This is a genomic window from Flavobacterium foetidum, from assembly GCF_004634245.1.
GTDB lineage: Bacteria > Bacteroidota > Bacteroidia > Flavobacteriales > Flavobacteriaceae > Flavobacterium > Flavobacterium foetidum.
The window spans coordinates 37,827-52,283 of record NZ_SJTF01000007.1 but is presented as its reverse complement, the minus strand read 5'-3'; the positions used below and the strand labels follow the sequence as shown (position 1 = coordinate 52,283).

Annotated in this window: 6 protein-coding genes and 1 riboswitch; of the genes, 2 read left to right on the top strand and 4 right to left on the bottom strand. The window is 38.5% G+C overall.

The window, feature by feature from the left end; translation table 11 throughout:
• Window positions 1-109: 109 nt before the first annotated feature.
• Entirely contained in the window at window positions 110-571 is a 462-nt protein-coding gene (locus tag E0W73_RS10565; protein ID WP_135222045.1) for an Lrp/AsnC family transcriptional regulator, read from the bottom strand.
• A 172-nt stretch (window positions 572-743) separates the two neighbouring features.
• Window positions 744-928: riboswitch (cobalamin riboswitch) on the top strand.
• Between the two features lie 150 nt (window positions 929-1,078).
• On the opposite strand from E0W73_RS10565, the gene E0W73_RS10560 reads away from it, so the two are divergent.
• Both E0W73_RS10560 and E0W73_RS10555 read left to right on the top strand, forming a co-directional pair.
• Window positions 1,079-2,092 (top strand): NAD-dependent epimerase/dehydratase family protein, encoded by a 1,014-nt coding sequence (locus E0W73_RS10560; protein WP_135222044.1) that lies wholly within the window; start codon window positions 1,079-1,081, stop codon window positions 2,090-2,092.
• Between the two features lie 66 nt (window positions 2,093-2,158).
• On the top strand, window positions 2,159-3,148 hold the full coding sequence (locus E0W73_RS10555) for a cobalamin-independent methionine synthase II family protein (RefSeq protein ID WP_135222043.1): 990 nt from the start codon (window positions 2,159-2,161) through the stop codon (window positions 3,146-3,148).
• Between the two features lie 217 nt (window positions 3,149-3,365).
• On the opposite strand, the gene E0W73_RS10550 is transcribed toward E0W73_RS10555, so the two are convergent.
• The 3 genes from E0W73_RS10550 to E0W73_RS10540 form a co-directional block, all read right to left on the bottom strand.
• Window positions 3,366-3,800, bottom strand: coding sequence for a response regulator (locus E0W73_RS10550; RefSeq protein WP_135222042.1), 435 nt, complete (start codon window positions 3,798-3,800; stop codon window positions 3,366-3,368).
• Between the two features lie 13 nt (window positions 3,801-3,813).
• Window positions 3,814-10,347, bottom strand: a complete 6,534-nt coding sequence (locus E0W73_RS10545; protein ID WP_135222041.1) for a PAS domain S-box protein — start codon at window positions 10,345-10,347, stop codon at window positions 3,814-3,816.
• Between the two features lie 285 nt (window positions 10,348-10,632).
• The gene (locus E0W73_RS10540; RefSeq protein ID WP_135222040.1) at window positions 10,633-13,899 is read right to left on the bottom strand and encodes a CheR family methyltransferase; all 3,267 of its coding nucleotides are present in this window, start codon (window positions 13,897-13,899) and stop codon (window positions 10,633-10,635) included.
• Window positions 13,900-14,457: the final 558 nt, after the last annotated feature.

The window sequence follows — 14,457 nt, the reverse complement described above, 5'->3', positions numbered from 1 at the left end:
TGCCATAGGAGAAATAAGTTAAATGCATTCCAAAAAATGTAGTGTTCCAATCTATGAAATAATAGAATTTCAAAGAAAATAGCTTGTGACAGACATTCCAAGCCAAATTTCAAATCGTAATATTATGCAAGTTTTTGATTTCAGACATTACAAAAGTGCTCTGCGTGCTGCCGATACTTTCGACAGAGCCTAATTTATTAAAGACGAAATCCTGATAATGTTTCATGTCTTTTGCAAATACTTTGAGTAAAAAATCATAATCTCCAGAAATATTATAACATTCGACCACTTCGTCAATTTTCATAATGTCTTCAACAAAGCTGTTCCCGATGTTGCGGTCATGCTGCTTGAGTTTGATATTACAGAAAACGATAAAGCCATGACTGAATTTTCCATGATCAATCAAAGCGATGTATTTTTTTATGTATCCGTTATTTTCCAGTCTTTTGACACGTTGCAAGACAGGGGTAGGAGACAGGTTGACCTGTGCCGACAGTTCTTTTATGGTGTAGCTGGAATTGTTTCCAAGAATTTTTAACAAAAGCAAATCGATAGTGTCCAGTTCTTCCATGGTGTAAAAATCTTTTTAAGTTTCAAAAATACATTTAAAAAAGTGAATAATGCTTGTTTTTGATTGTAAAATAGCTGAATTAGCTTATCTGTCTATGCTTGGTAGATTTTTTTGTTTTAGCAATTAACTTTGTATGGAGAATTTAGCTGCCTAGAATGTTGAGCTTTATTCTGTTTTATCGATCGGATTAGGTTTTACTTAGCTGTGAATCAAAAGGGAATCGTGTGAAAATCACGAACTGTCGCGCAACTGTAAGTAACATATCAAGATTTTTATCCATGAGCTCCACTGCCAAAAGCGGGAAGGACGATAAAAATTGTTACAAGTCAGGATACCTGCCTAATCTGAATGACGATGCTTTCGCGATAAGGAGCTTAGGTCAGATCAGTGTATTAAGTGGTGCCAAAACCCATCTGGTTTTTGGAACGCTCTACGTTGTGTTTTCTCTATTCCTTTTCTGCCTAAGATTATTTACAGGATGATTAAACATAAATCAATACTAATTTTATGAAATTTTTAGTTACTGGAGGCACTGGGTTTATTGGTGCGCGTGTCGTGGCCAATTTGTGGGAACGCAAAATTCCTGTTATAGCGGCCGACTTAAATTTGAATATTGAATGGACCAAAGAGGTTGCAATCTTAAAACATCAGAAAGATTCTTCTAAACTGGCTGAAATACAGCAGCAGATTGAGCAGACCTTGTTTATAAAACTTGATGTGTCTGACAAGGAACAAGTAAAGAAAGTTTTTGAGGAGTTTCCAGATATTACCCACGTCATCCATCTGGCTTATCTCATGAGTGCCGAGGTCGAAGCAGATCAGCATCGCGGGGTTTCTGTGAATATGCTTGGAATGATCAATATGTTTGATATGGGAGTACAGCACAATTTGTCTCGCATAGTTTTTGCTAGCAGCGAAACCATTTACGGAGCAAACCACAGTGCGTACGGAGATGAAAATTATGCCGTAAAAGAACAAGATTACTGTTCTCTTGATGATCACTTTTATACCTATGGCGTAATGAAAATGCTTAATGAGTTTACAGCTCAAAAATATGTCAAAAATAAAGGAGTGAGTATTGCGGCTATGCGTCCGCCGATTGTTTATGGAGATGGAAGAATGAGAGGCTCTGTTCTGTGGGCTTGCGAGTTTGCAACAAATCCGGCGCTTGGCAAAAAAGTCAAACTCCCTTTTTCAAAAGAATCTCGCGACTGTTGGATTTATGTCGATGATGCTGCTGAGCAGTTTGTAAGACTTGCTTTAAAACCGACTCTGAATCATTTCGCATATAATAATGGAGGACATTCCGTAACCGCTCACGAGCTCATGCAGACCGTAGCCCATATTATTCCTGATGCGCAGTATGAGTTTGACGAAAGCGTACCTCGTACATCATTAGTCGACCGTTGTGACAGCAGCCGTCTGGAAGAAGAAATAGATTTTACGCCACGTTCGCTTGAAGAGGGGATAAGAGCTCAGATTGAGGAAGCCCGAAGCAGACAAAAACTAACCAATTATTAATTAAACTTAGCCGTTGGGGTTTAATTCATTTTCAACATTAATTAAACTTATATTTTAAATATCATTATGTCAGGATTTCGCAATACAGTAGTCGGAAGTTATCCGCGCCCAGAAAAATTAGAAGATACCATGAAACGTCCCGTTATGAATCAGAAAGAGATTGATGATTACATCAAATGGGCAGCAAAAGATCAGGCTGATTTAGGACTTGATACAATCACAGATGGTGAAGGATACCGAGAGAATATGTATTATTTTTACCAAAAACGTATAGACGGAGTATCTTTTGAAGATATGCCAAAAGTTACTTTCGGAACTGCTGGTTTCAGAATTGAATGTCCAAGAATTGTCGGTGAACTTAAAAATTCACGCTTTGATACGGCACGAAACTGGAAAATTGCTCGTGACGCCGCTCCAGCTGGTGTTGATGTAAAGCTTACTGTAACTGGTCCTCATGTTTTATATCGTTTCAGTGTCAACGAACGTGAAGATCTTTATCCAGACGGACAAGCTTTATGCCGAGCTTGGGCAAATGTTCTGAGAGATGAGATAGCCGAAGCCATTGCGCTCGGATGCCAACACGTGCAGTTTGATGAACCTATGTGGACAGAGTCTCCAGAAGAAAGTCTTTGGGCCGCACAAATCTTAGCCGAACTGATTGAATCATTGCCTAAAAAAGTCCGCATCGGACTTCATGTCTGCGGAGGCAATCCGAGAAGAAAACGAGTTTACTTTACCAAATATACGGATCTAGTAGAAGCATTTAAAGCGGTTCCTGTTGATGAACTGATGCTGGAACACTGTACGTTGAATTACAATATGCTGGAATTGTTTGATTTATGGGATTTTAAAGGTGATTTAGCGTTAGGAGTAATAGATCAGCGAAGTGATGCATTGGAATCTGTTGAAGAAATTCGAGAAAGAATAAAACCAGCTTTAGATTATTTCCCCGCCGAGCGTTTAATTTTAACAAGTGAATGTGGTTTCGGGCATGTACCGATAGACATTACCCATGCAAAATTGAAACGCCTTGTTGAAGCTTCGAAAGTGTTATAAGTTTGTTCTGGTAAATATTAGGTTCGGTAATTTCCGAACCTTTTTTATCGGTTAAAAGCATCTAATCAAGGAACTCTCGAGAAAATCGATTTTACAATAAGAACCGTTAGGTTTTAGATTCTTTGATAGCGGTACGATTTCGATTTTGTATATCACTGTTCCAATGCAATTTTAGAAAACTCAAATCTTATAATTCATTTTTTTTGACTAAGGTCAGTTAAAAAAAATATTTTGAGTTTTTTGGAAGTTCGTCTAAATTACCTTGTTCAAGATGCTGGTAAAGTTCCTTTATGATTTCTTTGTATTCTTTGTAATTAAATGGCTTGCTGAAAAAGCAGACTGCCCCAGCATCTTTGGCTTTATCTGCGGTCAGCAAAGAACTCGATGTTGAATACATAATAACAGGTAGATGCTGGTACAAAAGACTTTTTTTGAGTTCTGATAGGCACATCCACCCATCAAACTGCGGAATATTAATGTCTAGCACAATAAGATCAGGCATAGGTATTTTGCCGTTATCTAAATCCTGCAGCAAAGTGATGCCGCTTTCAAGTGCTGTAATCGCTATTGCATCTGAAACCGCGCCAACCGCATCTATGAAAAAATCTCTGTCATCTTTGTCGTCGTCTACGAGAAGTATTTTTTTTTGCATAATTAGGATGGTTTTAAGGTTTTACAGCTGGAAGAAGTATGGTAAATACAGCACCGTTGCCAAGTGTGCTCTTTGCCGTTATGCTCCCGTTATAGCGTTCTACAATTTTTTTACACAAGGCAAGTCCCATTCCTGAACCTTCATAGCGATCGGCAGTATTCAGCCTTGTAAAGGTGTTAAAAATTTTCTCCGATTGCTCGGGATTGAAGCCGATGCCATTATCTTGGATATCAATCTGCCAATAGAAGCCGTTCGGTATAGATTTTTCAGAAGATGTAATATGAATCCTTGCAGGGACACCTTCTTTAGCAAATTTTAGAGAGTTTAAGATTAGATTATAAAACAGCTGATAGATGAGTGTAAAATGTGCACTGACATGAGGCAGAGAATCTGAGGTTATCTCAGCTGCCTTATTTTCCATTAAGACCTCAAGATCAGATTTGATACTGGAAACGACCTTGTTTAAGTTTACCGATTGTGCTTCTTCATAATCAGAAGAAGGTTTTGTGTAATGCAGTACTCCGTCAATCATTGCGTACATTCTGGCCGCAGCAGACTCGATACGTTCGAGGTAGCCTTTTACATCTTCCGGCAATATATCTGCGAACTCTTCTAATATTCGGTAATAAAAAGTCCTAATCTTTCTTACTGGTTCCTTCAAATCGTGGCTTGCTGCATGCGCAAATTGGAGTAAGTCGTCATTAGAACGCTCCAGTGCTGCTGTCCTTTCTTTTACTTGCCTGCTTAGTTCTTCAGTAAAATCTCTTTGTTCGGTAATATCAAACATTACTCCGACCATTCGTACTGCGTGACCATCTTCAGCACCAACAGTACTTCCGTATCCTTTCATCCAATGATCTTTTCCGTTATCGGCTCTAATAATGCGGAACTCGGCAATAAACTCACTGGCAGTATCGACCGCCTGTTGCAGTTTTTCCATAACCATTTTCTTATCGTCCGGATGCACAAATTGAGCAAAAAAAGCTGTATTTATATTTTTTTCCTTGTTTTTAAGTCCCAGAAGCTTGTAATGGTTTTCGTTCCAAGAAATCAGATCTTTTCTGATATCCCAATCCCAAGAAGCCATTCCGGCAGATTCTAGAGCAATACGAGATCGTTCTTCGTATACTTTCAGCTGTTCTTGCGCTTGCTGGTGGTCGGTCATGTCGCGTGCTACTTTTGCATATCCAGTCAGCTCAGGATTGTAAATAGGGCGAACCACTCCATTCATAAAGAAATGAGAACCATCTTTTCTGCGGTGCCAGCGCCCATCTTCTGCCATGCCATTCTCACGAGCAGACTGCAGTTCTTTTTCAGCGGCTCCTTCGGCTTGGTCTTCTTCGGTAAAAATTAAGGAATAATGCTTTCCATGGACTTCCTCAGCAGTATAACCTAATATTTCCTCTGCACCTGTATTCCATTGATCAATGCGTCCTTCTACATCCAATGTAATGATCACAAAATCAACAGCGCTTTTCATGGTTACCCTTAGTCTTTCTTCTGAATAACGCAAAGCTTCTTCCGATAAAACACGTTGCGAGATATCGGTAAAGATAACAGCAACCAAATTTTCTTTCGGATCTCCTACAGGAAAAGCATAAAGATCAAAGTGGCGATTAAGAGCTTTCGAATCTTCTTTGAAACGAATCGGCTGTCCTGTTTTTGCAACACGGCCATAAATTTCAAACCATTTTTCTTCAATGCCAGGAGTCATTTCGAGAATGGTTTTGCCAGAAGCATTAGTTAGGCCGTTGTTTTTCTCAAAAGCAGGATTTACTTCAATAAATTTCCAGTTATACGGCTTGTCATTTTCATCAAAAAGAACCTCTATAATGCAATATCCTTCATCAATTGACTCAAACAGATAGCGATATTTTTCCTTAGAAATTTTAAGAGCTTCCTCGGCATAAGCACGCTCTACGGTTGTCCATGTTCTATAGGCAATTTCTTTTAAGAGCATGGCATCATCAATTTCCCATTGATGCGGTTTTGTATGTCCCACCGCCTGAATGGCTACTAACTCATTTTCTTTTAGTACCGGAATACTGATGAGGCTGCTTATACCGGCTTTTTCCCATCTGGTATATTCTGCTTTTGAGATTAGCGCTTCTAAAGAGGCGTTTTCGACAATGAGATATTCATTTGTATGGAAATAATCCATCCAGTGTTTTTCTAATTCGCCGTGTGAATTGTTAGGCACAAATGGGCAGAACGAAAGGCTGTTTTCTGGGAAATTGATACATTCTCCCGAAACAATATCAAAATAAAAAGCAACATCTGCCTCTAGAAATGCGGCAGCTAAGTTGATTGAAGCTTTTTTTATAGTTGTTGAATCGGCCAAAGAACGAAGCACATCGCTTAGTTCTAGAATGGCTTGCTGTTTTTTCTCTTCTTTTTTGCGCTGTGTAATATCATTAAAAAGCACCGCTACATGATGCTCCTCTGGATGTCCGGTAGGAAAAGCATATACCTCATGGAATAAACCAAGTTCTTTGGCCTTGTTTTCAAAGCGCTCAGGTTGTTGGCTTTTTACGATTCTTCCATATGTTTTGAACCAATAGGATTCATGATTAGGTTGGATTTCGAGCATACTACGTCCGACTGCGCTTTTAATGCCGGTTTGCTTCTCGAATGCCTTGTTGGCATCTATAAAAACATAATCGTAGGCTTCATCATTTTCGTCAAAAAGCACTTTTATGATGCAAAACCCTTCGTCTATAGAATTAAAAAGCTCCAGATAGCGGTCATTGGCTTTTTTGGCGAGTTCGTCTTTAAGGGCCAGAAGTTCTTTTTCGGCTCTTATCTGCTCAGTAATATTGCGGGTAGTCATCACTACTCCGTCATCTTGCCGAACCATGGCCAAGTAGAACCAGCTGTCATCGAATTGTTCGCTAGAATAATATTGTTCCATTTCCACTGGTATGCCCGTTTGGGTAACCTTAACCAGATTGTCAAATATGCCAGCTTCGATTACGCCAGGATTTTTTTCAAGCAGTCTTTCACCAACCACATTTTCATTTTGTTCAAAGCCTTTGCTGTTCTGCACCACCCATTCAAAATCGATGATAGTGCCTTTTGAGTCACGAACGGCTTTGAAAACCTGGATAACGTCTAAAGAACTGTCCAGAATAGAACGCAGAAACTCTCGACCAGACTTAATTTCTTGTTCTGCTTTTTTAAGATCTGTAATCTTTATCGTAGTGCTGGCGACTCCGTCATTGAGTTTTACAGCAGTTTGGTAAAACCAGTCATTGAATTGCTCGTGAATGTAATGGCGTTCGCTCAAATTGGGAATACCAGTTTCAACAACTTGTTTAAAGGTATCAAATATGCCTTCTTTGACTACGCCAGGATTAAGTTCCAGCAGTCTTTTGCCTATTACGTCACCGTATGCTTCAATTGAAGTATTGTTATTGAGAATCCAAGTGAAGTCTACAATTTCTCCATTTTGATCTCGTACCGCTTCAAAAACCTGAATCATATCAGGAGAGCTGTCCATGGTAGCTTGCAGGAGTTCTTGTCTGTGTTTGATTTCTTCTCCAGCTTTTTTAAGGTCGGTAATATCTCTTGCAGTGGCGAGTATGCTTTCTACTTCTCCAAGAGCATTTTTTTCGGGAATCATACGAGAATACAAATCAACTACGCCTTCGAGTGTTGACAACTTTTTGTAATGTTCTACTGTTTCACCAGTTCGGAAAGCTTTCTGAAGACTCTCAAAGTAAGACTGCGCAATGTCATCGGGCTGACCCATTTCTAGATAGGTTTTGCCTAACAGCTGCTCAAGACTGGTGCCTGTTTTTTTCTCTAAAGCCGAATTGGCGAATATAAGTTTTAAGTCTTTATCCCATCGCGTTATAATATCTGGAGTATTTTCGACTAAATTAAGATAATGGTCTCGACTTTCTTTTAACTGCGCTGTACGTTCTTCAACCTGTTGTTCCAGCTGTTGCCTGTAGTTGTCTTCTGCGGCACGCAGCGCTTCTTCTGCTTGTTTTCGTTCGGTGATATTGATAAAAGAAATAATGATTCCGTTAATGCGGTCTTCATCGGTGCGATACGGCGTAAGACGCATCAGGTAAATATTTCCGTCTATTGTGCGAACTTCTTTTTCTATTATAGTAAGTTTATCCAGCACCTTTTCTGCATCCCGCTGCAATTCTAGATATTCTAGTTTATGAGTAATATCGGTTAGCGGACGTCCGTAATCTGCCGGTATCAAATTGAATATTGCTCCTGCTGCGGGCGTATAAAGCGCAACCCTAAAACTACGGTCAAGAAATATGGTGCCTATATCAGTAGAATTGATGATATTCTGTAAATTGTTGCTAGCAATGCTGGTTTCTTCGATTTTTACCTTTAGCTCTTGATTAACAGTACGAAGTTCTTCATTAATAGATTGGAGTTCCTCTTTGCTTGTTTCTAGTTCTTCGGCTGCAGAGCGTAATTCCTCATTCATAGCCTGAAGTTCTTCATTAGAAGCTTTCATTTCCTCAGCTTGAAAGTCATGCTGTTCATTTGCTGTCCGCAGCTGGATTTTCACTCTAATCAGTTCTTCCTCTATTTGCCTGGCTAACGATTCGTCTGTAGATTGCAGGATTTCACGGCTGTTCTCATCGTTGCCTTGTTCAAAAATTATTAGAATAAAACCTTTAGCAGTATCGTCTTGACGCAGTACTGGTCTTACTTTTATGGTAAGGGTTTCTGTTGTGTCATTGACCGTTACTTTAAGGCCACGCGCTTCGACAGCGGTTTGCCTTTGTGTGGACTGATACAGTGCCGAACGCAGTTCCAGACGTAGCTCTGGTTTTATAAGTTTTAAAAGATTTTTGGTAGGCTCTCCTCCAGAAATCTGTAAATACCTCCCGGCACGCTCACTTAGGTGCATGATTTCAAATTCTTCATTCACTACTAATGAAGGTGGCGCGTATTCTTCCAGAAGCTGCTGATGCAGATCGGCAAAAGAAATTCGATCCAATATTTTCTGTTCCTGTTCCTGTGTGATGATATCGGTCTTAGATTTTTCAAAAGGAGGAGTAGGAGTGGACTCTGGTACAGGATACGATCTTAACGTAACCTGTCTTCTTCGGAAAATATGATTTTCACGGCTGTACACCGAATAAAGGTCATTGGCTCCATCTACCGATTCTGATGTTCCAAGAAATAGAAAAGCTCCAGGTTTTAAGGCAAAATGGAAAGTTTCAACCACACGTTCTTGTGCTACTTGATTCAGATAAATCATGACATTGCGGCAACTCACCATGTCCAAATGTGAAAAAGGAGGATCCTTCAGAAAGTTATGCGTGGCAAACATAATTGTTTCCCTGACCTCCCTACGGATGCGATAACGATCTCCCTCTTTATTAAAAAAACGACGAAGCCTTTCTGGAGATACGTCTGCTGTATCATTAAGGCTATACAAGCCCTCTCTTGCATGAGATATGGCGGCATCATCAATATCAGTTGCAAAAATCTGTACTTTCGGAGCATCAATAGCATCCGAAGTGATTTCGGCACAAAGCATTGCAATAGAATAGGCTTCTTCTCCAGTAGCACAGCCAGGAATCCAAATTCTAACCTGATCTTTACTGGTTTTATCTTTAAAAAGCAACGGAATCACTTCTTGCTCTATGATTTCAAAAGGTCTTTTGTCTCTGAAGAAATTGGTTACCGAAATCAACAAGTCTTTGAGCAGTGCTAAAGGTTCAGCGGGATTGTCATGAAGATAATCGGCATAAGATGGCAGGTCAGAAAGTCCACTGATATTTATCCTTCTCTCAATTCTTCTTAAAAGCGTCGGACGCTTGTAATTGGTAAAATCATGACCTGTTCTAAGACGCAACTGGGTGAATATTTCACGAAGTGCCTGCTGTTGATCGTTAGGTCTTTTTTCTGGCTGGTCGGTTATTTCAACCGTGTGAATGCTTTCTTTATAAGCTATTATTTTTTCTGGTATTTTGGTTGCTGGAAGCACCTCGTCGACCATATTAGTCGAAATGGCGTTTCGCGGCATTTCATTGTATTCTGCTTCAAGAGGGTTCTGAACAAAACAGACTCCGCCTCTTTCTTTGACGCGTCTTAGTCCCATCGAGCCGTTGGCTCCAGTGCCCGAAAGAATAACCGCAATAGAGCGTGGACCATATTCATCGGCCATGCTTCGGAAAAAGATATCTACGGGTGCTCTGCGTTCCTCCATTAGTAAATTAGGAGAAGCAGTAATAGTGTTGTTTTCTATGGTAAGATGTTTGCTTGGCGATATTACATAAACATGGTCGGGTTGGACTGTCTCCTTGTCCAGAACCTGAATAACAGGCAATTGACCGCAACGTCGCAAGATCTCGGTAAGCTGACTGTCGTAGTCGGGAGAAAGATGGAGAATTACGACATAAGCGATACCGGATTTTTTCGGAACATAAGTAAAAAAATCTTCAAGCGCATGAACGCCTCCTGCGGAGGCACCGATTCCGGCTATTAGAAACTCATTTTTTCCAGGTTTATCCTGTAATTGTTTCACTTGTTTAGTAGTGCTATCAGCATCTTTTTCTTTCATAGTAATTCAGCAATGTAACAAAGTTAACATTTTGTTTCATTTTTCAAATCCTTTACGAATCAACTTCTGGTACGATGAACCGATTATTTTTAGAATAGGATACGAATTTTTTGGCTTACTATTTTTGAGGATAGCAAACATACTTTTTATGTACTTATTAGCCACGAATAATTTATAGTCCACAAGGACTTAAAATCATTTCAGATAATAAGAAAACTCAGTTTTTACTATTTTTTTGATAAAATGTAAATCGAATAGTCGTAGAATGTAGGTTTAGTAAAAAATTTAATTTGGACTATATTGTTCTTCAAAAGAAACTGCAGCAGGAAGGTAGATGTGAATAGATGTTCCTTCTCCAGGAGAACTATTGATTTTGATCATACCATGATGATTTAAGACAATTTGCCTTACCAGAGCCAATCCGAGTCCGGCGCCATAATGTTTTTCATCACGATGCAGTTTGTAAAATGGGTCGAAAACTAGATTTTCATAATCTTGTGAAAATCCCCTTCCGTTGTCTGTAAAAGAAATTTTTAAATATTCTGTTTCTGTATTAATGCCTGTAGTGGCATTAGAAGTATCCTTAACATGGCGTAATCCGATTTTTAATACAGGGAAAGAAGAATCATCTGAAAATTGCAATGCATTACTAATAAGGTTTTTAAATAGTAATTTCATCTGGCAAGGAATAACAGGTAGCTGTGGTAACTCGTCATGTTCGATTACCGCACTACTTTCCTTAATATGGCTTTTAAGTTCATTTAACACCTTTCTTAAAATCTGGTTCAGATCTGTTTTTTTTGGTTTTTTCTGTTCAAAATGAATTCTGGAATACAGAAGCAGGTCTTCAATAAGTCTATCCAAATTCAAAGAGGTGTTTAAAAGTCTTTCTAAACTATGTCTGCCGCTCTCTGTCAATGTTTTTTCATTGTCTGCTATTTTCTGGCCAAACATATGTATTTTACGAACAGGATCCAGCAGTTTGTCGCTAGCAGAGACAGTAAAAGATTCTAGTTTTCTAGTATGATGCAACTGCTCTTCATTTTTATCTAAAAGTTGTCTTTTGGTTTTTTCCAGTTCTGTCGTATCTCTAAAAGTCAGCATGATGCGTTGTTGATGTTGTTCGTTTTCGATTACTGCTGAATACACCATACACGTTTTCACTACAGAGCCGACAGTAAAACTTACTTCGATATCTTCGACCATCTCCCTACGGTTGATTTTCTGTAAAACCAATTCTTTAAATTCAGTTGAGGTCCATTGTATATTTGCTCCCTCAAAAATAGAAAAGCCTTCAATTTTGTCTTCATTAATTTTAAAATAACGATAAAACGCCGGATTAGCACTGTGTACTATAAAATTTTGATCTACAATAAGCAGTGGCTCTTTTAGATTTTTGATAACCGATGTATACAGATTTTGAAGTACAGATAATTCGTTTCTTCTGTCCTTAAGTTCATCGTTGGTTACAGAAAGCTCTTCATTATTAGAACGCAATTCCTCAGCTACAGTTTCAAGTTGTTCATTAAGGAATTCCAAGTCCTCTGTCCGTCTAAGTAATTCTTCATTGGTGGTTTGAAGTTCTTCCAAATAAATCTGCTGTTTTTCGCTGAGTTGCTCTAAATCACTATAAACACTTGTTTTTTCTTTTGAATTTTGGAATTCTTTTATCGACTCATTATTTTGAAGAGATTTTCGGTCGAAAACAACAAGTAGCAGTTCGCTGTGCTGTGGTAGGTATACGACCTCAAATGAAGTGATATAGTTTTTGCTTGATGCAATATCTGTCTTGTGTTGCTGGTTTCTTTTATCATTTCTAGCCTTTAAAATCGCATTTTTAAGAACAGTGCGAATTTGGTGGTTCACCATGTTTAAAATATTAAAACTCGGTGTTCCTGCCGGTGGCTGTAAAAACGGACTCGTATCTCCGCTAAAATGAACAATTTCAAATTGCTGATTGATAAGCACTGCGGCTGGAGCATATTGTTCTGCAAGTATCTCGGCGCTAATTTTTCTAAAATCTTTTATTGGCGCAATGCTGCTAGCAGTTGCTTTATTTTCTTTTGCTGCATCAGTCTCCAGATCAGTAGAGATTGATCTAGAGGTGGCTGTAGAATTAAAATTACGTGTTAGTGGCCGACTTTGAAGATTTTTTCTAATGAAGATTTTTTCATTTGGAGTTACGGTTTCAAACAACTGTACCTCTTGAATGCAGTCCCTGTCTCCAAGAAGCAAAAAGCTTTCAGGGCGTAGGGCGTAATGAAGTGAATTTAGCACCTGTTCTTGAAGCTCTGTATTAAAGAGATTTAAAACATTGCGGCAAGAAATAAAATCTATTCCTGAAAACGGAAAATCTTTGGTAAGGTCGTGTACGGCAAATACGCAATTATCGCGTATGATCTTGCTGGCGTGCCAATTATTGTCCTTCTTTACAAAATATTTTTCAATTCTTTTTTCGTCTAGGTATTTAAGGTCTTGCGACGTGTAAACTCCCATTCGGGCTTTTTCGATATTTTTGACGGAAAGATCAGTAGCAAATATTTTAACGCTTATTTCGTTGCGTCTGTTCTGTTCCAAATATTCGTCTAAAGCAATCGCTAAAGAGTAAACCTCTTCACCCGTAGAGCAACCAGCCGACCATATACGGAGCTCTTTATTGTTTTTATTTTCTAGAATAGCAGGAAAAACTTTTTCAGTCAGTAAATCAAATGTTTTTTTATTGAAGAAAAGTGAAGGATTGTTCAGAATTTCATAAAATAAAAAATCTTGCTCTGCTTGACTGTCCTTGAGAAATGTAAGATAACCGTTTAAACTTTTTTTTCTGGTAAGAATCATTCTTTTTGAAATCTTCTGCTGCAACATTTTGGGCTCATAATTCTCCAGAGCTGTTCCAGTTTTTAGTGCTGTAAGGTTTATAATGCCGTCAAACAATTGTCGGTTTTCAGGTATTTGTTGCTGAATGGATTCGCTTGCAGAATTGATTTCTTCCAGTAAATCCGCAGCATGAGATGGTTTGGTAAAATAATCGATATAAGAGGCGCCAGTGTCTGTCAGTGAGATTTCGATTTGCTCGACAGCTGCGACTGCAACACCGCCTTTCTCTTTGACTTTCTTAAGCCCCCAAGCACCATCTATTGAAGACCATGAGACTAATAATGCTGTAAGAGAATGATCGAACTTATTTGCCAAAGCAGTAAAAAACTGATCCAAACATTCTGAAGCTTTTTCTTCTCTAGTATATCTTTTGAGTCTCAAGACCTCATGATCCAGCTGCAGAAAAGTATGCTCTGGAACCACATAAATATTTCCAGATTTTGGTTCTAAAGTATTTACAATTTCCACTACAGGTATTACTGTATTTTCCTGTAACATCTCGGTCAGGTTTTCTTGCTGACGCAGAGATAAATCCTGAAATACGATAAAGGATGCGCGAGTTTCACGAGCTACTGATTCTAATACGGTTTTTAGACTGTTTACAGTAGCTTCAGAACAGATAATGCCGATTACTGGGTACTCATAATTTTGATTTGTTTCTATGTCAAGGTTGTCCATACTGTGCTTCTTTAGGCAACATTATATTGCCGTTATTATTTATTCCAGATGAAGTATCGCAGGCACACAACTGCATAAGTGGGAAATCATTCAAAAATTGTCTAAAGACAGAATGTGTTTTATCTACCGCACATAAATTTGGACAGATTTTCTTAAGCGGAAACATTTTTAAGTGTTTTCTATTTTATTAATTCATTGTGTTTGCATCTTCTTGTTGTATAATTAGGATGCTTTCGTGAATAGTTTTTGGTGGTAAGCTAAAGTATATCTAAGTCGTTGGCGCTTATTATATCATTTTGGAAAAGTTTATCATAATTCCCACATTCGTGTCCGTTATTGAACGTATTTTACTAGTTTTTTTTAAAATGGGACTTTGAAATGATTCTATTCCACTACAGTCACAGATTTATTTCTGTCTAATTTTTACTACTTTACGATGAATTTCGGAAAAAACTCCTATTTTTACACAACCGATTGTTTTTGTAAATTGCTCTTATACGAAGTTTACAGGAAAGAAGGTCAAGCACTTCTGCAATGTATATGAAAGTACGTGATATA